Origin of the sequence: Variovorax sp. OV329 (assembly GCF_900114785.1) — a bacterium.
Lineage (GTDB): Bacteria > Pseudomonadota > Gammaproteobacteria > Burkholderiales > Burkholderiaceae_C > Variovorax.
Genome location: NZ_FOUG01000033.1, coordinates 1 through 21,375 on the forward strand (window position 1 = coordinate 1; position 21,375 = coordinate 21,375).

At 63.3% G+C, this 21,375-nt stretch carries 18 protein-coding genes; 3 read left to right on the top strand and 15 right to left on the bottom strand.

Annotated features, from left to right (window positions below; all coding sequences use genetic code 11):
* Positions 1–79 precede the first annotated feature (79 nt).
* Positions 80–1,105: a DNA-binding protein gene (locus BM345_RS28750; protein WP_093387060.1), complete on the bottom strand. Its 1,026-nt coding sequence runs from the start codon at positions 1,103–1,105 to the stop codon at positions 80–82.
* A 183-nt stretch (positions 1,106–1,288) separates the two neighbouring features.
* Between BM345_RS28750 and BM345_RS30710 the strand changes: the two genes are divergently transcribed.
* Positions 1,289–2,713, top strand: coding sequence for a site-specific integrase (locus BM345_RS30710; RefSeq protein WP_254790048.1), 1,425 nt, complete (start codon positions 1,289–1,291; stop codon positions 2,711–2,713).
* Positions 2,714–3,629: 916 nt separating this feature from the next.
* Here BM345_RS30710 and BM345_RS28760 read toward each other — a convergent pair.
* The 13 genes from BM345_RS28760 to BM345_RS28820 all read right to left on the bottom strand — a co-directional run bounded on the left by BM345_RS28760 (position 3,630) and on the right by BM345_RS28820 (position 18,047).
* The gene (locus BM345_RS28760) at positions 3,630–4,553 is read right to left on the bottom strand and encodes a dimethyl sulfoxide reductase anchor subunit family protein (RefSeq protein ID WP_093387063.1); all 924 of its coding nucleotides are present in this window, start codon (positions 4,551–4,553) and stop codon (positions 3,630–3,632) included.
* Positions 4,550–5,293: a 4Fe-4S dicluster domain-containing protein gene (locus BM345_RS28765; RefSeq protein WP_093387065.1), complete on the bottom strand. Its 744-nt coding sequence runs from the start codon at positions 5,291–5,293 to the stop codon at positions 4,550–4,552. Before BM345_RS28765 ends, BM345_RS28760 begins: the two co-directional genes overlap by 4 nt.
* A gap of 50 nt (positions 5,294–5,343) precedes the next feature.
* A complete protein-coding gene (locus BM345_RS28770; protein ID WP_093387068.1) occupies positions 5,344–8,274 on the bottom strand; it encodes a molybdopterin-dependent oxidoreductase in 2,931 nt (976 codons plus the stop codon).
* Between the two features lie 90 nt (positions 8,275–8,364).
* The gene (locus BM345_RS28775; RefSeq protein ID WP_093387070.1) at positions 8,365–9,387 is read right to left on the bottom strand and encodes an Ldh family oxidoreductase; all 1,023 of its coding nucleotides are present in this window, start codon (positions 9,385–9,387) and stop codon (positions 8,365–8,367) included.
* Positions 9,384–10,319 (bottom strand): NAD(P)-dependent oxidoreductase, encoded by a 936-nt coding sequence (locus BM345_RS28780; RefSeq protein ID WP_093387073.1) that lies wholly within the window; start codon positions 10,317–10,319, stop codon positions 9,384–9,386. Before BM345_RS28780 ends, BM345_RS28775 begins: the two co-directional genes overlap by 4 nt.
* Positions 10,320–10,451: 132 nt before the next feature.
* Entirely contained in the window at positions 10,452–11,627 is a 1,176-nt protein-coding gene (locus BM345_RS28785) for a UxaA family hydrolase (protein WP_093387075.1), read from the bottom strand.
* A 29-nt stretch (positions 11,628–11,656) separates the two neighbouring features.
* Complete coding sequence (locus BM345_RS28790; protein WP_093387078.1) at positions 11,657–11,938, bottom strand: UxaA family hydrolase; 282 nt, start codon at positions 11,936–11,938, stop codon at positions 11,657–11,659.
* A 156-nt stretch (positions 11,939–12,094) separates the two neighbouring features.
* Entirely contained in the window at positions 12,095–13,051 is a 957-nt protein-coding gene (locus tag BM345_RS28795) for a Bug family tripartite tricarboxylate transporter substrate binding protein (protein ID WP_175545202.1), read from the bottom strand.
* A 250-nt stretch (positions 13,052–13,301) separates the two neighbouring features.
* Complete coding sequence (locus BM345_RS28800) at positions 13,302–13,697, bottom strand: carboxypeptidase-like regulatory domain-containing protein (RefSeq protein ID WP_093387083.1); 396 nt, start codon at positions 13,695–13,697, stop codon at positions 13,302–13,304.
* Between the two features lie 11 nt (positions 13,698–13,708).
* Entirely contained in the window at positions 13,709–14,566 is an 858-nt protein-coding gene (locus BM345_RS28805; RefSeq protein WP_175545203.1) for a carbohydrate ABC transporter permease, read from the bottom strand.
* 2 nt (positions 14,567–14,568) lie between these two features.
* A complete protein-coding gene (locus BM345_RS28810) occupies positions 14,569–15,543 on the bottom strand; it encodes a carbohydrate ABC transporter permease (RefSeq protein WP_093387088.1) in 975 nt (324 codons plus the stop codon).
* A 66-nt stretch (positions 15,544–15,609) separates the two neighbouring features.
* Complete coding sequence (locus BM345_RS28815; RefSeq protein WP_093387090.1) at positions 15,610–16,878, bottom strand: ABC transporter substrate-binding protein; 1,269 nt, start codon at positions 16,876–16,878, stop codon at positions 15,610–15,612.
* 74 nt (positions 16,879–16,952) lie between these two features.
* Complete coding sequence (locus tag BM345_RS28820; RefSeq protein ID WP_093387094.1) at positions 16,953–18,047, bottom strand: ABC transporter ATP-binding protein; 1,095 nt, start codon at positions 18,045–18,047, stop codon at positions 16,953–16,955.
* Between the two features lie 257 nt (positions 18,048–18,304).
* On the opposite strand from BM345_RS28820, the gene BM345_RS28825 reads away from it, so the two are divergent.
* Positions 18,305–19,288 carry a LacI family DNA-binding transcriptional regulator gene (locus BM345_RS28825; protein ID WP_217654042.1) on the top strand — a complete coding sequence of 328 codons (984 nt, stop codon included), beginning with the start codon at positions 18,305–18,307 and terminating at the stop codon, positions 19,286–19,288.
* A gap of 54 nt (positions 19,289–19,342) precedes the next feature.
* Positions 19,343–20,140, top strand: coding sequence for an HpcH/HpaI aldolase family protein (locus tag BM345_RS28830; RefSeq protein ID WP_093387099.1), 798 nt, complete (start codon positions 19,343–19,345; stop codon positions 20,138–20,140).
* A gap of 63 nt (positions 20,141–20,203) precedes the next feature.
* On the opposite strand, the gene BM345_RS28835 is transcribed toward BM345_RS28830, so the two are convergent.
* Positions 20,204–21,238, bottom strand: coding sequence for a LacI family DNA-binding transcriptional regulator (locus BM345_RS28835; protein WP_093387102.1), 1,035 nt, complete (start codon positions 21,236–21,238; stop codon positions 20,204–20,206).
* Positions 21,239–21,375 lie beyond the last annotated feature (137 nt).

Here is a 21,375-nt window from a genome sequence, read left to right on the forward strand (position 1 = left end):
TCCCGCCAGCCGTATCGAAGAGCTCCTGCCGCATCGCTGGCAGCAGAGCTGACCTGCGCGAATCGCCGTCAAGGCGAGTTCACCGGACGCTTACCTTGGTTTGGGTGTCGAGCGCCTTAGTCAGCAATTGACGCGTCGCTTCATGCGCTGCCTTTTCCTCCTGCAGTCGCGCGGCCAGGTCTTGCCCGCGCTCCAGGAACGACTCGCCATCGCTTTTCGCCTTGGCCAGGTCCACCGCCTGAGAAGCCACTTGCTCGCGCAGTTCGCGCTCCATCTGCTGCGCCGCCTGCTGCGTCTCGCGCAACCGCTGGCGCCCCGCCTCCAGCGTCTGGGCCGCGGCCTCTTCGCTCTGCAGGCGTCGCTGCTGTTCCCGAGCAAACCCTGCCTCGGCGTGCTTGGCCGCCTGGCGCGCCCGATCGACGTCTTCGAGCATGCGCCGCTCCTGGGCGGCATGCCGTTCCTCCGCGCGACGCAGGTCGTGGTCCTTGACCGCGATCGCCTCGGCGTGCGCACGCCGCATGTCTTCCTGCACCGCAGCAGCCTGAGAGAGCAGGGCGGTGAGGCGCTTGATCTCGTCCTCCAGCCCCGCGCGCACCCGGTGCGCCTCGATGGCGTGGTCTTTCAGCTGCCGCTCCAGGGTTTCGCGCGCCTGCTGCGACGACGCGAGCGCCGCATCCAGGCTCATGCGCGCCTGCTTGAAGGCTTCTTCTCGCTGCGCCAGCACCCCCTGGGCCTCGGCCAGCGCGTCCTCGCGCACCTGCAACTGCTCGCGCACCGACGCCGCTTCGGCCCGCTGAACTTCCTCGGCCTCCCGGCGCGCCGTCTCCCACAGCAACTTCGCGGCGTTGCGCACACCCACCGGCATGCCCTCTGAATCGTTGCCCGCGGCCTTGGCTGCGCCGGCATGAACGCTCACCAGCCGGTCCCCGAGCGTCGCAAACCATTTCTCCAGCATGGGGCTGACGGTATTGGGCGAGCCGCGCCCAATGTGCAGGCGCACGCGCTCGATGGTGGGCCGCTTGCCCTCGGCCAAGAGCGCATCCGCGGCCGCATAGACGTCCGCCTCCTGGATTCCGCGCCCCCTGAATTCCGTGACCTGGCTCATGTCGTTTCCTTTCAACTGCTTGGCGAGCTTTCAGGGCTGCAGACGCCAGCGCACCCTTCAAAACCACCCTCGAACATCTGGAGTACTCTTCCACCGCCCTCTTTTACCTACGATAAGCGATGGTTATCGTGATCTATCGGTGTATACTGTAGCGAATCATATGTCATATGTACTTTTTGCACCATGAACCCGCCGTCTTCCAAACCTGGTTCCGACGCCGCCGGCGCGGCGGATACCCAAGCGGCGCCCGCGCGCGCCGGTCAGGCGCCTGCGGCACTGACACCCCTTTCCCATCCGCCCGTTTCCCATCCGCCCGCGCCGCTCGCGCAGCGCCGGGCTGCGCTGGATCCGAAAAGCCTGCAGGACACGGCGCAACGCGCGGCCCGGGCGCTGCTGCGCCAAGGCGAAGCGAGCAATACGCGGCTGTCTTACAGCTCGGCCATGCGCTACTGGTGCGCCTGGTACGCCGCACGCTACGGCGCGGCGCTCACGCTGCCAGTTCCCGTACCGGTGGTGATCCAGTTCATCGTCGACCACGCTGCCCGCCGCCCGGATGAAGGCAGCGAAGAACCCGGCCAAAACGCGGGCGACGCCGAGGTAGCCGGACAGTCCGCGGAACTGGGCGACTCGTCGCCCACCCACGCCAAAGAAACAAAGCGGCGCACCCGGCGCACCGCCACAGCCGCTCTGGTCACCCAGCTGCCGCCCGAGGTCGATGCCGCGCTGGTGGCCGGCGGCTACAAAGGCAAGCTGGGCGCCCCGAGCCTGAACACGCTGGTGCATCGCATCGCCGTGCTGTCCAAGGCCCACCAGTTGGCCCCGATGGGACCTGTCGGAGCCAGCGCCAATGACGCAGGCATCTCGGCCGCTGCGCAAGACCCAGGGCGCAGCGGGCGCGCCGCACAGCGGCCCAGCGAGCGCGTCAATCCGTGCGCCGACCCGCTCGTGCGGGAGCTGCTCGCGCGCACACGGCGCGCGTACGCGCAGCGCGGCGCGGCGCCCAAGCGCCAGCGCGCCCTGACCAAGGACCCGCTGCAGCTCCTCCTGGCCACCTGCGACGAGTCCCTCGCCGGCAAACGCGACCGCGCCCTGCTCCTGTTTGCCTGGGCCACGGGCGGGCGCCGGCGCTCCGAAGTCGCGTCGGCCACCTTGGAGAACCTGCAGCGCGTGGATGGAGATGCCTTTGTCTACACCCTCACCCATTCCAAGACCAATCAGCGCGGCGACCTGCGGCCCGAGGATGTGAAGCCCCTCGTGGGCAGCGCCGCAGCGGCTATGCGGCACTGGCTCGCCGTGCTGCACGCGCACGGGGTCCGCGAGGGCGCGATCTTTAGGCGCATTCGCCGCGGGGGGCACCTTGCCGAGCCGCTCGCCGCGGCGGCCGTGCGCGACATCGTCAAGTCACGCTGCACGCTGGCGGGCATCGAAGGGCGCTTCTCTGCGCATTCCCTGCGGGCGGGTTTTGTGACCGAGGCCGGAAAGCAGAACCTGCCGCTGGCCGAGACCATGGCGCTCACTGGGCATCAGAGCGTGGCCAGCGTCGTGGGCTACTTCCGCGCTGAAAATTCGCTCAAAAGCAAGGCCAGCCGGATGCTCGACGAGGCGTGACTAGTCCTCACTTCTTTGCCTAGATTCGGTGCTGCTGTTACATGCGTACTAGATGCCCGCGGTCGCAGTCATGAATTCACCCAAAGACACTATGGACCTTCACCGTCGCGCCCAAAGTATCGAACTGCGTGCAACACCGACTGTCTGTACGACCAAAGTGCGCCGAACGCAGATATTGGGAAGCCAAGAGTGGCGAGAACGGCTTCGAACGTCGTTTGCGCGCCGGGATTGGTGGCACTTCTGTCGAGTTGGCTCCGCAGAGAAAGACAGACCAACCAGGCGCCCATCAGAAACAGAATGCGGGGCAGCCATGAGTGCATCCATTTGCTTGACCCGAACGCGTTCTCGCTGAATCCGGCTACTCCTCGAATCGCAAGAATGTCCAGGGAAGCGTAGTCGCCCGGTTTCACTCGACATGGCACAACGCCGAGGGTCCTGGCGTCCTTGCTGATTGCAGCTGCGACCTTCAATCCGCAAGGTCGACAGGGTCCTGGCTCCCATCGAAGGAGCCTGCTGTCTTCCTCTAGTCTTAAGCTCAGAGGCCTCTCAAATTCGCTTTCCCCGATCTCCTCGTCTCCCGTATTGGCCAGCACGAGCCTGAGATGGATCGTCCGTTCTGGCCAACCATCAACAGATTCTCGCTCCCCCCGACCATTCGCCTCAACGGCGGGTACCCCAAGACAGGCTCGTGCACCCACACTGCCACATCACGCCCGCGATACCTTCTGATCGGACCGATCCATACGCACCGTAGACCCCACAAGCCCACGAGTGCGGAGATGAGAGGCGGAATCGCGATTGCCGCGTCACCCAGTTGCCTCCAACAGTTCATACCCATATGCGAGAACTTTAGAGGAATTCCGGTTGGCTAGATGAGCTCCGACATGTTGGGCACCCAGTGGTCAGGTCACGGGCCTCAGGAGACTACCTGGTAGTAAAGGTTCTGCGGATGATTAACTTGCGCAAAGAAGAACCACCGGTCCGCCAGAAGTCCGGGCACCTGAACGATCCAGGCAACAGCAAAGACTGCTGGCTGCGCTGACACCATTGCGATCACCAGGAGCAACGCAGGAACAGCGAACCCCAGCGCCAAGCCGGCAAACTTCATGCGCCGCAGGAAAGGGCGACTGCGTTGGTGGAAGAACTCGCGCGTGTTAAACGAGCCGGCCGAAAATCCCATCGATCGCTGGACCAATCGCGCGTTCTGCACGCCCGTTGCGGACTGGAGGGTGGACATTGGCTTCAAGCTGGCATTGCGGCGCAGCGCCGCCACGCGTGCGAGCCCGCCAGTCCCGGTGGCCGCCAGCGCCATTGGCGCAGCGACCGTGAGCACATCCCACTCGCCCTGCCAAGCGGCAACCGCGCTTGTCAGGAGGTGCCCCGAGGACAATCCTGTCAGGATGAAAGTGACCGAGGTTAGCGGGTGTGCCCATTCCAGGATGAAGTACAAAGATGCATAGATTTTTGCCGTGCAGTACCAAAGCACGATGGCCAACCCGAGTGCCGCCAGCGGCAGTACGCTCGAGCTGACACCGCGTCCCAATGCCCATCCCCACAGACCCGTGACAGACATGAACATGGGCAGCGCAATGACCTCCCGCGACAACCACGACGTGCGCCACATCATCACGGCTCGCCAAGCCCGCTGCGGATGCCCGAGGTGACCAAAGGACGCCGCCAGACCGACAAAGAGCATCACTTGCGCAATGAGCAAGGCGTTGCCGACAAAATCCCTCCCCACGGTGATGGGCCCCAGCTCCAGCAGGGCCAGCGCCACGACCAAGCCCTGCGCTGTGCCAGACAAGGTCGTGAACAAGATGACCGACCAGGCAGGGTTCATGCGTGGGACCCCCCGTCTTCCTGGACCTGGGGCCCACCATCGAAGGGCTGGGTCACGCGGCGGGGCAGATACTGGTTCGAAGGCCGGGTTTGCCATTCGGGCATGAGGGCGTACCCTCCGCGCTCCCGAATGGCAACAGCAATGGCGGAGTTCGCATCCCTGACGTCGCCGAACATGCGCGCACCGGTCGGACAGGCCTTCACGCAGGCGGGTTTGCGATCTTCCTTCGGAAGGGCCTCGTCATAGATCCGGTCCACACACAAGGTGCACTTGGTCATGACCCGCCGTTTCTCGTCGAACTCGCGTGCCCCGTACGGGCAGGCCCACGCGCAGTACTTGCACCCAATGCACTTGTCGTAGTCAACGAGCACGATTCCGTCTTCCTTGCGCTTGTAGCTGGCGCCGGTCGGACACACGGGCACGCAAGGCGGCTCCTCGCAGTGCAGACAGCTCTTAGGAAAATGAATGGTCTCGGAGACTGGGTACTCGCCAGCCTCATAGGTTTGGACTCGGTTGAAGAACGTCCCCGTCGGGCTCACGCCGTACGGCTCGTCATCGAGCAGGGGCCCCGCGCTGCCCGAGGTGTTCCATTGCTTGCATGACGTCACGCACGCATGGCAGCCCACGCAAACGTTCAGATCAATCACCAAGGCGAGTTGTTTGGCCAGAGTCTCCTCGCCTTGCGCACATGCCGCCACCTCGCCATTGCGCACGGCCGTTGTCGACACGTACTCACTCATTCCGTCAAGACTGGGGGCCGAAGTCGTGATCAGATTCTTGAGCCACTGGATCACTTGGCGCGCCCCGCGAAGTAGGCCAACACCCTCGGCACCTTGACATCTCCACCGGCCAGACTGGCTCGGCCCCGTGTCAGCGGGAATGTCTCTTCGGGTTCCACAAGGTCTGCTGCTCGAATACGGACCCGAACGTCGTACCAGGCCGCCTGGCCAGTGATGGGATCCGAGTTTCCGATGGCAGAAGGGCCACCAGCGGCCGCAGCAGGAAGCTCCTGCGCAATCAGATGATTTAGGAGGAATCCCTTGCGCACTTCGTCGCTGCCAGCGGTGAGTTGCCATGCCCCGTCTGCCTTGCCGATGGCATTCCAGGTCCACACGGTACCAGGCTCCACCGCTTCGCTGTATCGCAGCATGCACCGCACGCTTCCCCACTGGCTCTCCACCCAACACCAACCACCATCCGCAACCCCAGCGGCCGCAGCGGTCGCTGGATTTACGTGCAGATAGTTGTGGCTGTGAATCTGGCGCAACCATGCATTCTGCGAATCCCATGAGTGGTACATCGCCATGGGCCGCTGAGTGATCGCGTTCAGCGGATAGATCTGCTGGTCCGTCACCTCGTCCTCCAACGGTGGATACCAGAACGGCAGCGGATCGAAGTAGGTCCCAATGCGCTCTCGCAGTTCGTCTGGCGGTTGGCGGCCCGAGGTTTTTCCTTGCGCAGCCAGCCTAAAGCTCTGCAGTGTGTCCGAATACAGGGCCAGTTGCACCGGATCACTCTTCTGTCGCCAACCCTTGTCCTTGGCGAAATCAAGGTAGTCGCGGTTCCAGTTGCGCATGTACTGCATCGACTCGGGCAGGTGATACTGGAACACGCAGTTGTTTTGTGCGTACGCTTCCCACTGGTTCGGATTGGGCGCCCCCTTCAGATGCTCCGTGCCGTCGCGTCCCCGCCAGCCCATCAGGAAGCCAATACCCGGCTGGGACTGGTAGTTGACGATGAAATCCTGATAGCCAGCGAACTTCGGGGTCCCGTCGGCTGCAGTGAAAGCGGGGAGCCTCAAGCGCGAGGCCAGTTCGATCAGCACCTCCTGGAATGGTCGACACTCACCGGCTGGCGGCACGACCGGAATGCGCACCGAATCCACCGGACCGTCGAATTCGCTAATCGGACGGTCCAGCATGCTCATCACGTCATGGCGCTCGAGGTACGTCGTGTCGGGAAGGACCAGATCGGCAAAGGCCACGGTCTCGCTCTGGAAGGCATCGCAGACGACCAGAAACGGAATGAGGTACTCACCCTTGTCGTCGCGCCGATTGAGCATCTCTCGTGCCGACATGGGGCTCATGCTCGAGTTCCAGGCCATGTTCGCCATGAACAGCAAGAGCGTGTCGATCCGGTAGGGGTCCCCTTTGACGGCATTGGCGATCACGTTGTGCATCAGCCCGTGGGCGGAAAGCGGATATTTCCAGGAGAAGGCGTGGTCGATTCGAATAGGCGAGCCGTCCGCATGAATAGCTAGCTCCTCCGGATTTGCTGGAAACCCCAGCGGCGCCGCGTTCAGTGGCATGTCTGGCTGGATCATGTCCGGCGAGTTGAAGGCTCGGTAGTTCGGCACGATATGCCGCGGATACGGCGCCTTGTGCCTGAAGCCGCCGGGCGCATCGATCGTGCCCAGCAAGCTCATCAGGACGGCCAGGGCACGCACCGTCTGAAAGCCATTGGAATGGGCCGCCAGCCCGCGCATGGCATGGAAGGCCACCGGCCTGGCCTGCGTGGTCTCATGCACCGTCCCCCACGCATCGGTCCAAGGTATCGGTAGCTCGAACGCCTGCTTCAGTGCGTTGTCGCCCAGCTCCTGAGCAAGGCCGCGGATGCGCTTGGCTTCAATGCCCGTGATGCCCTGCGCCCACTCGGGCGTGCACGACGCCACGCGATCCCGCAGCAACTGAAATGCAGGCGCCACCCGAGTGCCATCGGCTAGGGTGAAGTAGCCCTCGAGTGCCGGATCACACCCTGACGCCACTCCCGCAGGATAGGCCGCCTTGACGACACCATCGGCCTTGTCCCAAATCAGCTTGTTGTGCGGGTGGCGACCATCACCCGGTGGTCCGCATGCAGGATCTGGGTCAAAGGCAAACAGGCCTTCTCGCTCACCTTCGTCCAGCACCACTAGTTGGGGCGCATTGGTGAATCGCTTCAGGAACGCATGATCTATCAGGTCAGCGGCGATGAGCTCATGCAACAAGGCCATCAACAGCGCCCCGTCGGTGCCCGGGCGGATCGGAATCCATTCGTCCGCGATCGCCGAGTATCCGGTGCGCACGGGGTTGATCGAAATGAACCGTCCGCCCCTTCGCTTGAACTTGCCCAGGGCCATCTTCATCGGGTTGCTGTGATGGTCTTCGGCGGTGCCGATCATCACGAACAACTTCGCCCGCTCCAGATCAGGACCGCCGAACTCCCAGAAGCTGCCGCCCACCGTGTAGATCATCCCGGCCGCCATGTTCACGGAGCAAAAGCCCCCATGGGCCGCGTAGTTGGGCGTGCCGAACTGGCGCGCGAACAGACCCGTGAGCGCCTGCATCTGGTCGCGCCCAGTGAAGAGGGCAAATTTCTTGGGATCACTGGCCCGAATCCGGCGCAAGCGTTCGGTGAGCATGCCCAGCGCCCGCTCCCAGCTGATGGGCTCGAAGTCTCCCGCCCCGCGTTCGCTGCCAGGCTTTCGAAGCAGCGGTTGCATGACCCGCGCGGGCGAGCGCTGCTTCATGATGCCCGACGCACCCTTGGCACAGATCACACCTTGGTTCAGAGGGTGAGCGGGGTTGCCGTCGATGTAGCGCACCTCACCATCACGAAGATGGACACGGATGCCGCAGCGACACGCACACATGTAGCACGTGGTCGTCTTGACTTCTTCCACCTGCGCTGGCGGCTTGGCCAAGGGATCATGAATCGGTTCGCGCGAAAGAAACCTGAACACAGCTGTCACCTCTGCGACGCAGCGCCGCCAAGCCCGGGCAACGCGATTTGCCAGACCATCGCACGTGCAGAGACAGGGTCCGGCCCCATCTCAGCCACCCACCTGGCCGCGCTGCGCTAGCGCTCGGATGGGCTCGAGCACGTCCTGAGCGAGCGCAATGCCCGCTCGCTCAGCACGCTGTGCCAACTGGTCGCGCCGCTCGCCTGGGACACGCACCTGCGCATCGAGCAACATGACGCGCACCAGTTCCTCAACGCGCGCCAGGTAGGTCTCGCGGCCGGCCAGCGCTGCCGGATCGATGGCCAGGAAGACCTGACCCAGTCGCGGGCGATTGCCTTCCTGCTCAAAGAAGGAGTCGGCCTCGGCGCCGAAATGGGCACCGGTGAGTGTGGACACCAGCAACTCTACCACCAGGGCTAGCATCGCGCCTTTAGTTCCACCAGCAGGCAGCATCGCGCCTTGCAGTCCCTTGGCAGGGTCGGTCGTGGGCACCCCGTCCGCATCGAGTGCCCATCCCAGTGGAATCGATTCTCCCTTCCTAGCCGCCACGAGCAGCTTGCCGCGCGCAACTTCGGACAGCGACAAGTCCACGACGATCGGCCGGCCTGCAGCGCGGGGGAAGACCGCGGCGATGGGGTTGGTTCCGAACAACGGCCGCCTTCCCCCCGCCGCGGGCATCGCGGCTGGCGAATTGCCGAAGGCTAGACCGACGAGACCGGCCTGCGCGATAGGCTCTAGGTGATACGCCGCAGCGCCGAAGTGGTGGCTGTTGGTGACTGCGCCTACGGCGATGCCCCACTGCTTTGCGCGTGCCGCGGCCTCGCGCACCGCCAACTCGCAGGCGGGAAATGCGAAACCGTCCGCCGCATCCACTAACACAGCAGCGTCCGCGCGCGACGGAAGGATGCGCGGTTGGGCACTCCCGTCGACACGGCCCGCAGCCAGATGGCCTGCATACATGGCGACACGCGACAGACCATGCGAGGACAAGCCCTGCGCCTCGGCAGCCGTTAACGCGCGTGCGGTGCTCGATGCCTGCAGGGGCGAAGCGCCCGCGCCTCGCAGGGCCTGCTCGACCACCGCCTGAACTTCATGGAGCCCCAACACGCTCATGACCGCCCCTTCAGATGCCGCGCCACTTCGGCCGCAATCAACGTGGACACCCGCAGGTTGGCTTCAGCCGTCACACCCGCCACATGCGGCGTCAAGATCACGTTCGGGCACCCGGTCCAGATGCTTCCCGCAGGCAAGGGCTCTGCCTCGAAGACGTCGATCGCGGCACCAGCCAACGCGCCGCTGCGCAATGCAGCGGTCAGCGCTGCCTCGTCCAGAACGCCTCCCCGTGACGTGTTGATGACGACCGCGCCCTGTTTCATCTGGGCGATGCGCGACGCGTCCAGCAGATACCGGGTCTGGGCGATCAGAGGTACATGCAGACTCACGACTTCTGCCTGCGCGAGCAGAGCCTCGAGCGCCACCGGCGTCGCTGCGGCCTGCGCCCACACAGGATGCCCCGGTGGCATGAGCGGGTCGTGTGCCAGGACCTGCATGCCCATCCCCCGCGCGAGACGCGCGGTCAGCTGCCCGATGCCTCCGAACCCGATCAGGCCGAGCGTCTTGCCGCCCACCTCCCGTCCCTCCGACAGCGATGCCCGGGGCCACTGACCCGAGGCCACCGCATCCGCGGCATGAAAAACCCCACGCAGCAGCACCATAGCGGCCGCCACCACGTACTCGGCCACGGCCTGGGCGTTGGCACCAGTCGCGGGAATCACCCGCACGCCACGCGCGATGCACGCGTCCACGTCAATGTTGTCCAGGCCCACCCCCAGACGTCCGACGACGGACACATGGCCAAACGCGGCTAGAAGGTCGCCTCGCACCTGTGTCCGGTTGCGCACGATTAGCGCGTCGGCCGAGGCAGCGGCCGCGCGAAGCGCGGCCGGATCATCGACCAGCGTCGGGTCATACAGGACATCGAACTGCGAACGCAGCGACTGCACAGCCGTTGCGTCCATGAACTCGGAGATCACGATCTGCTTCATGACAGGCCTTGGACAAGGGTCAGGAGAAATCGATGCCAGAGTCGGGCCGCCCGCACTGACAGCGGCGATCGCATCGCTCGCGTGCAGCTGGGCGGTGCGGACTGCCGGGGCTTGGGCGCTGGCGCCAGCATCTCAAGCACTCTCAAAGAGACGGGTCAGCACGAATTCGCGATGTCCCAGGGCTTCGGCCGCCGTGTAGCGACCGTTGACTGTTCGCATCATCATCTCCAGCAACTGGTCGCCGGTTTCGTCCATCGTGCGCTCGCGCTGCAGCAATCCGGAACAATCGACGTCCACATGCTCCTTCATGGTCCGCACCGTGCGCGGGTTCGCGCATATCTTGATCACCGGCACGATCGGATTGCCAATGACGTTGCCCTGCCCCGTGGGGAAGAAGTGCACGACGAAGCCGGACGCCGCGCACAGTGTGACCATCTCGGCCGCCGCCGACGAAGAATCCATGAACCACAGGCCGGGGTGCGTGGGGACTTCGGCCTTGTCGAGCACACCGTCCACGGTGCATTTGCGGCCTATCTTCTGGATGTTGCCCAGCGCCTTCTCTTCGATTGTGGTCAGCCCGCCGGCGATATTGCCTTTGGTGGGCTGCGATTCGGACAGGTCCGTCGTCTTGTTGCGATGGATCATGTCCTGGTAGCGATTGAACAGCCGCATGAAGTCTTCGCGCACCAGGGGATTCGCACAACGCTCGGCCACGATGTGTTCGCCGCCGGTGAGCTCGGAGGTTTCCCCGAAGACCAAGGTCGTGCCCAGCGCGTGAAGCTTGTCAAATGCATTGCCAACCGTCGGATTGGCGCCGCACCCAGAGGTGGTGTCCGATTCACCGCACTTGGTGGACACCCAAAGCTCCGAGATCGGGCACTCCTCTCGGTGTAACTCGGTCGCGTACTGCACGTATTCACGTGCGGCGCGCGAGGCTCTCAGGATGGTCTCATGGTCACCATGGCCCTCGATGCCAAAGCCCATTACCGGCTTACCAGTGACCGCAATCCCTTCCACCACACGCTGGGTCCAGCCGTCCTCAATCCCGATCACGACCACCGCCGCCACATTGGGATTGCAACCCGCTCCAATCAGCGTTGCGAAGTGCAGATCGAGGTCCGCCCCGAACTGCAAGCGACCGTAGGGATGCGGAATCGCCATCGTGCCCTTGACGTTGTGCGCTACCGCTTCGGCCGCCGTGTTGGACAGGTCGTCGAGCGGCAGGATCAGGACGTGGTTGCGCACGCCCACGCGGCCGTTCTTTCGGCGGTAGCCCCAGAAGGTCGATACTTTGGAGATGACAGACATGAATGTTCCTCGGCTTGTTGTTGCGCGGCCTACCAGCGCTTGGTCTTGATGTTGTGAACATGCGCGTGCTCACCCGCCTGGATCGGGGCGACCACCTTGCCGATGTCCACTCCGTACTTGATCACCGTGTCACCCACGGCGAGATCGATCATGGCCACCTTGTGGCCCAAGGGAATGTCCGATTTGCAGGGAATCTGGATCGTGCGGTCCTCGTCGAGGATCAACGCGGTCAGGGTCTGCCCCGCTTTGGTTCCTTCCGTGACGACAACAGCCACGCTGTCTTGGGGGTCGTGCAATACGCAGTGAATCATCGAGCTACTCCGGTTGATATGCGGCACATAGGCCACGTCCTAACGCCTATGTGTTAACGATAACATATTGATCGATTTGTGGGGGAGTTTCTTTTTGACATGAGGTGGGGATCGAGCTGGCCCTGGGACCTGAAGGCCAGGGGCCGCTTCGCGCGGCTACTCGGCGCGGGCGCCGGTTTCCTTTACCAGCTTGCCCCATCGGAGGGTCTCGCTGGCGATTAAGGCGCCAAACTCCGCTGGTGTGCTGGCAGCGGCAATGACGCCTTGCCGCGCAAAGTCGTTTCGGATCGCCTCGCTCTCAACGATTCGCTGTAAGGCAGCTGCGAGCTTCTCGATCACCGTCCTCGGCGTGCCAGCGGGTGCCAGCACGCCTTGCCAGCCCGTGATCTCGATATCCTTCATGCCCAATTCGATCAAGGTCGGCACTCCCGGCAGCACCGCCAGGCGCTGAGCGGAAGTGACCGCGAGGGCCTTGAGCCTGCCGTCCGCGAGGTAGGGTGCGCCGACGCTGTAGACGTCGCAGTAGCCATGCACGCGGCCGGCGAGCAGATCCACCATGGCCGGCGCGCCCCCCTTGTAGGGAATGTGGGGCATCTCGATGCCTGCGGCGCGCTTCACGAGCTCGGTGCAAAGGTGGTTGCTTGTGCCGCTGCCGCCCGAGGCGAAGTTGTAGGTGCCCGGCTGCGCCTTGGCGGCTTTAACAAACGCGCTCCAATCCTCGCCAGGCATCGTTGTCGAGGTCCACAGCACAAAGGGGTTCTTGACGACCAGCCCGATGGGTGCGAGCGCCGTGCGCGGGTCATGTTTCATCGGATAAAGAAATGGATTGATCGTGAGCACGCCCACATTGGCCCACAGCAAGGTGTAGCCGTCCGCTGGGGTGTCGGCCACATAGCCCAACGCGAGATTACCTGCCGCACCCGGCTTGTTCTCCATCATCACCGGCTGCCCCAGCGCTTGCGACAGCAAGGGTGCAATAAGCCGCGCATTCGCGTCGACCCCCCCACCCGCTGGGAAAGGCACGATCACGCGGATGGGACGGGTTGGCCAGTCGGCATGGGCCAGTGTCACCGTCAACGCAAGTGCAAGACCCAATCCGATGATCGCGGGCATTCGGGCAAGGAACCGACAGAGTTTCATGACAGAGACTGAAGGCGACGCCGCCGTGTTGGCCGACGCAGCGATCGTGACAACATGTGTGGGCTAGGAGATGTTAGCGATACCACGAGAATCTGATCCACAGCGCTCTTAGCCTCAATCGGGTTAAACCCGTCATTTGATGTGTCGCGGCGATTGCCGTGGCGTTCGACTTTTATTGGAAGAGGTGAGCGATCGCCCGCCGCTTCGCGGCCATGATCGGCGATCAGCCGCCGGGCGCCTGCACGGCCATGCGCAGCGGCTCGCTCAGTTCCACATGCTGAGATCGGAAGAAAAGACGCACGGCGCGCTGCCCTGAGAGCCGCATGTCAGGCATCTCCGCGCGCAACTGGATGCTGTGGGAGCGGTTGTCCGAGAACGCGAAGCGTCCCTGCGCATCCGTGTACGTGCTCGAGCGGGGCGAGTTGGTATTGAAGTTTTGCTCGAACATGCTCACCGTCGCCCCTACCACGGGTTCACCATTGGGGCCCACCACCCGTCCCCGCACGACGCCGTCATTGTGGAGCTCCACGTAAACGTTCCACCCGATCACCACGATCGCCAGGATGGCAGGCACCCAGAAAAAGCGACTGCCCAAGATGCGTGAGAGTGTTCGACGCATGGACGGCTCCTTCAACCCTTGGTGGCGCCAGACGTCAGGCCGCGAATGAATTCCTTCTGCGCCATCAGAAAGATTGCGATGCCAGGCAACAGCACCATCACGCAGAACGCGTAGAGCGCGCCCGTCGTGTTCTCGTGGTACGCCATGAACCTCGAAAGCCCCAGCGGCAGGGTCTGCATTTCCGGCTCGCGCACGATGATCAGAGGCCACAAGAAGTTGTTCCACGACCAGATGAAAGAAAGAATCACGTTGGTCGCCACGGCAGAACGCGACAGCGGCAACATGATCTTTCGGATGATCTGCAGTTCCGACAGGCCATCGATGCGTGCCGCGTCGATCAATGATTGCGGCACCGCCTCGAAACTCGCCTTGTACACAAAGATGCAGACAATGGTCGAGAAGGTCGGCAGCGCCAATCCGAGATAGCTGTTGAGCAGACCGAGCTTGCCGGTGATCAGATAGGCCGGAACGATCGTGCTCTGGAACGGGATCATCGTGCACGATAGCAAGGCGGCCATCATCAAACCGCGCCCCTTGAAGCGCTTGGTTAGCGCATAGGCGGCCATCGCGTTGAACACCACGTTGGCGATGATGGCCAACGTCGAAACAATCACACTGTTGAGCAGATAGCGCGCAAATGGAATGTAGTACCAGGTGTCGACGAAGAAGAACGGCTGCGGATCAACAGGCAGAATATTGGGCGGATAGGTGAAGATGTTCTCGCCCGTCAGGCTGGTCTTGAGCACCCAGTAGAAAGGCACCAGCATGCACGCGCTGATCACCACCAGCAGCGTGTGCAGCACCCATGAAGGAAGCGCCTGATGGTGCGGCACGCGATCGACGCGGGCGGGAGAGTTTGGATGGGCCATTGTCATGCTTTCTGGTTCGAACCGGCTTCGCCGCCGGACCATCGGTTTCCAAGCCAGGTCAGGGTCACCAGCAAGGCAAACTGAACCACGGTCAGGGCCGCGGCATAGTCCACCTTCGAGAGCTGAAACGCCGCCTTATAGATGTAGGTCACCAGCAACTCGGTGCTGTGTCCAGGCCCACCCTGCGTCATCACGTAGACGAGGTCGAAGCTGGTGAACGAAGTCATTACGCCCACGACAAATGCGAGAAACATGGCAGGGCGCAGCAGCGGCAACGTGATGCGAAAGAATATCTGCCAGGCGTTCGCGCCGTCGATGGCCGCCGCTTCGTACACGTTGGCCGGAATGTTCTGCAGACCGGCCAACAAGATGATCATGTAGAAGCCTAAGATCTGCCAGATGTTGGCCACCAGCACCGATGGCAGTGCCAGTTCGAAGCTCTGCAGGAACGGGATCGGCTGATCAATCAGGCCCAGCGTGCGCAGCGCGTAGTTGAACAGCCCCACCTTCTCGTCGTACAGCCAGCGCCAGATGATCCCCACCGCGACCGTCATAAGCGGATACGAGAGAAAGACCACCGTGCGGTAGATGTTTCGCCCTCGAATCTCGCTGTTGAGCATCAGTGCGATGGCTAGAGCGAGGACGATGCCGACCGGGGCACTGGCCAGAAAGATCAGCGTGTTGCCCAACGACGCCCAGAACACCTCGTCATTCCACATCTCCACGTAGTGGCTTAGGCCGGCCCACTTCGTGCCGCCAAACAGCGAAAAATGCTGGAAGGACATGACCACGTTCCACACCAGCGGCAGGATCCGATAGAGCACAAAGACAACGATGGAAGGCAGCAGGAAGCACCACACAAGGAGCACGTCGCTGCGCAGCCGGCGAGCCGGCCGGGCGGGCGCCCGGCGAGCCCCTGCGACGGGCCGACGCGTATCCAAGCTGGAAGTCTGAGGAGTGGTAACGGAGATGCTCATGGGGGGCTGCCCTGCAATGAATGATGGCCGTCAGCGCCATGGGTTGGATGCCTGTCGCGCTCTCGGTCAGGCCGCAAGTACTCGGTTGACTTTGGATTCCGCGTCTTTGAGCGCCTGCGCGGCGGACTTGCGGCCCAGCACAGCGTTCTGGATTTCCGGATAAAAGGCCTGCTTGACCCGTGCGTCGTTCGGCAACGGCCAGTTGCCAGTGAGCTTGTCAGTGTTCTCCAGTTGCGTCTGCAGCACCTGGGCAGCCAACGGGTCCTGGCTGCGCATTGCCTCCAGAATCGCCTTGTCCGAGGCGATGTTGCCCGTCACCACCTTGCGGCTTTCGCTCAGGCGTTGGGTCCACCTCTCGCTGGTGGCCATCTTCAGAAACTCCCAAGCCTCTTCGGGATGCCTGGACCCCTTGGAAATGCCCCAGCCATGGGAATTGGGCGTGGACCACCCGCCAGGTGCATTCGCCACGCCAAAGGTGTTGGCGTTGAGCCAGGGGGCCTGGCCACGGATGACGAAGAACGCCGGCGAGTGCGCCATCAGCATGCCGACATTGCCGCTCGCGAACGCACCGATGGGCTCCGTCCAGCGGCCCGTCCAGGAGATCTTGTTGATGCCTCCGCCGGCGGTCTGCTGGGTCAGCGCCTCCAGCACGGCCACCGCCTGCGGCGTGTTGAAGGCGGCCTTCTTCATGTCGGCGGTGAGCAAGTCCACGCCGTTCATCTTGAACATCGGCCAGTACAGCCAATCGAAGTTAAGCAGCAGCAAGCCGGACTTGTCGCCCGACGCCATCTTCGCCGAGCTGCTCATCATCTGTTCGAAGCTCGCCGGCGGCTCCGCGATGTCCGACGCCTTGAACATCGTCCGGTTGAACATGACCATGGTCTTGGTCAATAGGAACGGAAGCATGTAGTTCTTGTTCTCCAACTTCCAGTTCGCCAGATATGCGGCGTTGAATCGCGCACGAACGTCCGCGTCCTTTTCCAGGTAGGGCGTGAGATCCATCAACCCCCCCGCGGCGGCATACTCCAGCCACAGCGCGCCCTGCGTGTCGATGATGTCCGGCGGGGTGCCCGCCATCACCTGAGTCTGGTAGTAGGCGGCGTACTCTGTCCCGTTCTTGTCGAGCCACTCCACCTCGACGTCGGGGCGGATCTTCTTGAATTCGGCAATCCACTGCTTGAACAGCTCCTGCTGATCGGAGATGTTCCACGTGAGAAAGCTGATCTTTTTTTGTGCCGCCCGCGCGGGCGGCAAAGCGATGGTGGAGGCAAGACCCGCGGCCGCGGCGCCTGCGTACAGTATGAAGTCCCGGCGATTTCCAGATTGCTCGTGCATGCCTTTGTCTCCGTGGTTTAAGTTATCGATAACATATCGGTACGCAAGAATCACTTCATCGTGGGCTCGCGCGCTCAGAGCGCCTTCTCGGTCCCAGGGTCGAACAGGTGAAGCTGCTGCGCATCCACCTGGAGGGCCATCGACGTGCCTCGCGCGGCGCGCGTGGACGGAGGCAACCTGGCCACCACCTGCGCCTCTCCTAACTGAAAGAACACCAGGGTGTCGGAGCCCAGCGGCTCGATCATGTCCAGTATCGGGCACAAGTCCGCCCCACCCTCGCCCCGCCCGCTGGCCGGCAGGATGTTCTCGGGACGAATCCCTACGATGACGCGGCGCCCGCCGTGCGCGCGATAGCGCAGCGTCTGCTCCGTACTCAGCGACAACGTCACAGGCGGGCCACAGTCCAGATGGACGGCGCTGGCATCTTGCGTTAGCACGCCCGGCACGAAGTTCATGGATGGCGATCCGATGAAGCCCGCCACGAACATCGAGGCGGGGTGGTTGTAAATTTGGTCCGGCGTGCCCACCTGCTCGATCAGTCCTCCACGCAGCAGCACTATGCGATCCGCGAGTGTCATCGCCTCGACCTGATCGTGGGTGACGTAGATCACCGTGGTAGCCACCTGCTGATGCAGCCGCTTGATCTCGGTGCGCATCTGTGCACGAAGCTTCGTGTCCAGGTTCGACAACGGCTCATCAAACAGGAAGACCTTGGGCCGTCGAACGATCGCACGACCCATCGCCACCCGCTGGCGCTGACCCCCAGACAGCTCCTTGGGCTTGCGATCGAGCAGGTTCGCGATGTTGAGCGCCTGGGCTGCCGCCAGCACCCGTTCGTGGATCTCGCTCTTGGGCACCCGCTGGATCGATAGCCCGAACGACATGTTGTCGTAAACGCTCATGTGCGGGTACAGCGCATAGTCCTGAAAGACCATCGCGATGTCGCGATCCTTAGGCGCGAGGTCATTGACCACCAACCCGTCCACCAGCACCTCGCCGCTGCTGACGCTCTCCAGCCCCGCGATCATGCGCAAGGTAGTGCTCTTGCCACATCCCGAGGGCCCCAACAAGGCGATGAACTCGTTGTGTGCAATGTCCAAATTGATCCCTTGCACGATTCGGTTCGAACCGAATTCCTTGGCAAGTTCTTTCAGGTTCACGCTGGCCATGAGTTGCCTTTGATAGCAGGGAAGGTTGCGGCGCAAGTGCTCGCCGACAGCAGCGAAATCAGTATATAGTGAGTTTGACAGCGCTTGCAAGATGCATCATGATTTTGTTTTCTTCCATAGAAATCAAATACTTAGATGGACAATTTCCAATGATTGCGCTTGCAAGAACCACTCGGGTTTGCCAATAGTCGATGAGCGCGTCTTCCGATCCCGTCAGCCGCCTCCCGCCTGCGCGCCGCCCGATGGGGCGGGCGCAGATGTCTGACATCGCCCAGCTGGCCGGCGTCTCCGCGTCGACAGTGTCGCGCGCTCTGCGCAACCCCGAGGCCGTGTCTGATGCGTTGCGTGCCAAGGTCAATGCGGCCATCGAGCAGACCGGCTACGTGCCCAACCGCATGGCCGGTGGCCTGGCAGCATCACGCACCCGCACCGTGGGCGTGATCGTTCCTTCGCTCATCAACACCTTTTTTGCCGCCACCGTGGAGGCGATGGCCGATCGCCTGGAGCCGCATGGCTACCAACTCATGGTGGGCACCAGCGGCTACTCGCCCGAGCGCGAGGAGGCACTCGCCACCTCCTTTCTCTCCTGGCTGCCGTCGGCGATGGTGCTGACCGGCACGCACCACGCGCGTGGCACCCTCAAGCGCCTGGTCGGCCTGGACATCCCGATCGTCGAGATGTGGGAGCTCGGAGACAACGCCCTGGATACCACCATCGGCTTCTCCCACCGCGACGTCGGTCGTGAGGCCGCACAACACCTGTTCGAGCGGGGCAGGCGCCGCATCGCGTTCGCAGGCGCAGCGATCGACGAGGATCGGCGCGCCTGGCAACGCCGCGAGGGCTTTCTGGATGCGGTGCGGGCAACCCAGCACCAATCGCCCATTTCGCACGTGATCCCCCAGCGCGCCAGCGTGGAAGCCGGCGCGGTCGTCTTCCGGGAACTGCTGGAAATGCACCCGGAAATCGACGGGGCCTTCTTCTCAAACGATGCCTTGATGTTGGGCGCCATGTTCGAGTGCCAGCGACGCGGGATCACGGTCCCCCAGCAGATCGCCATGATCGGCTTCGGCGACCTGGACTATGGCGCGTGGAGCTCACCGCGCCTGTCCACCATCCGCCCGCCGCGCCGGGAAATCGGTCTTGCGGTGGCCGATCACCTGCTCAAGCGCTTCAACGATTCGAGCGCCGGCGGCGAAGTCATCGACCTCGGGTTTCAACTGGTGCCGCGAGAAAGCTCCTGAGCGCAGCACCTCGCCACCGTCTTTCCATCCCTCCTCACCACGGACACCTCGCTGATGAACAACCCCTTCCAGGATTTGCTTGCCCGCCACGCCTCCAGTGGCACCTTTGCCGTCGGTACCTTCGTGATGTCGGCCTCGCCGATCATCGCCGAGGCGATCGGCTGCGCCGGCTTCGACTGGGCGGTCGTCGACATGGAGCATTCCCCGCTGGACCTGACCAACCTGGTTCATACTCTCCAGGCTCTCTCAGGCACCGGGCTCGTGCCCATCACTCGCGTGCCTTGGAACGATCCGGTCACCGTCAAGCGCGTCCTCGATGCGGGTGCGCAAACACTGCTCTTTCCCTTCGTGCAAGATGGCCACGAGGCTAGGCAGGCTGCGGCGTCGTGCAAGTACCCTCCCCTGGGCGCTCGCGGCATGGCCGCCATGAGCCGCGGATCGCGCTTTGGCACCGTGAAGGACTATTTCCACAAGGCCAACGCCGCCGTGTCTGTAGTGGTGCAGATCGAAACACCCACCGCAATCGATCATCTCGAAGAGATCGCGGGGGTCGAGGGCATTGACTCGATCTTCGTCGGGCCCGGCGACCTGAGCGGCGCCATGGGCCACATCGGCGACCTGACCCACCCAGCCGTTCTTGAAGCGATGACGCAATGCGTCAAGCGCTGCCACGAACTGGGCAAGCCGATCGGCACCGTTGGAGGCACCCCTGAAGTCGTGGCGGCGTACCGGCAGGCCGGGTTCGACTACGTCGGCGTGGCGTCCGATCTGGGCTTGATGATGCGAAGCTGCGCCAACACCTTATCCGCGATCCGCTCGCGCGCGGAACTCAACCACGCACAAGGCTATTGAGTCTTGGAGTCTGCCGGACCGTCCCGCCCAGCGCGCGCGACGCTCAAGCGTCGCCGCGCCCAGTCAGGCACTTTCGCGACGCACCAGTTCGAAACCCAGATCGACGCGCCGCGACCGGGTGGACTTTCCGTCCAGCCGCGCGACCAGCATTTCGGCCGCGCGTCGACCGATCTCGTAGCGCGGCACCCTCACTGTCGTGAGCGCAGGCACGCACACCGAGGCCTCATCAAAGTCACCAAAGCCCGCAATGGCGAGATTGCGTGGCACGGCAATGCGGCGTCGCCGACACTCGTAAAGCGCGCCGATCGCCACAATGTCGTTCGAAAAGAAGACGGCATCCAGCCCCAGCTTGCGCTCGAGCAACCAACGCATGGCGATAACGCCCCCGGAGGTGGCCAGGGGATAATCAATCTCGAAGTGCAGGCCCGGCGCCAGCTCAAACTCTTCGACCGCCGTCGCGTACCCCCGGCTGCGGTTGGCCGTGCGAATATCGCCAGTGCGCGAACTGCGCACAAAAGCGATCCGGCGATAGCCCTGCTCGTGCAGATGCCGCGTCATCGCGTACGCCGCCTGGAAATTGGAATAGCCCACGCAGGCGTCTACCGGCTTGCTGTCGATGTCCCACACCTCGATCACCGGCACGCCGCGCGCAGGCAGAAGCGCGAGCTCCGCGCGGTTCTCGCGCACCGGCACGGCCACGATGCCGGCGGGGCGCCAGGACACCGTGGTGGAGATCAGGCTGTTCTCCAGCTCAGGGTCATACGCCGAGCAGCCCAGCATCAGCTGAATGCCGCGCCGACCGAGTTCGTCGGACAAACCCTGGACGGTATCGGCAAACAGCGAGTTGGCGATGGTCGGCACGATGGCCGCAACGATGGCGGTCGAGCGCGAAGACAGGCTTCCGGCCAGTCGGTTGGGCACATAGCCCAGCTTGGCAGCAGCAGCCTTGACCTTCTCGCCCGTGCCCTCGTCCACATACATCGCACCACGCAGCACGCGTGAGACGGTCATCACACTCACCTGAGCAGCCCGCGCGACGTCGGCCATGGTCGGCACAGGCGGCACCGCGCCCTCGGCGTCGCGCTTGACTCTACCCATGCGACAGACTCGAGCTGAAAATGAGAGGAATGAACATGCAGTGCGCCATCAATACGAAAAGAGGGGTCCGACCCACCGGAGCCCGGAACTCCTCGACGTCGGACAGGGCGTCTACGCCGGGCGCAACGGTAACATGA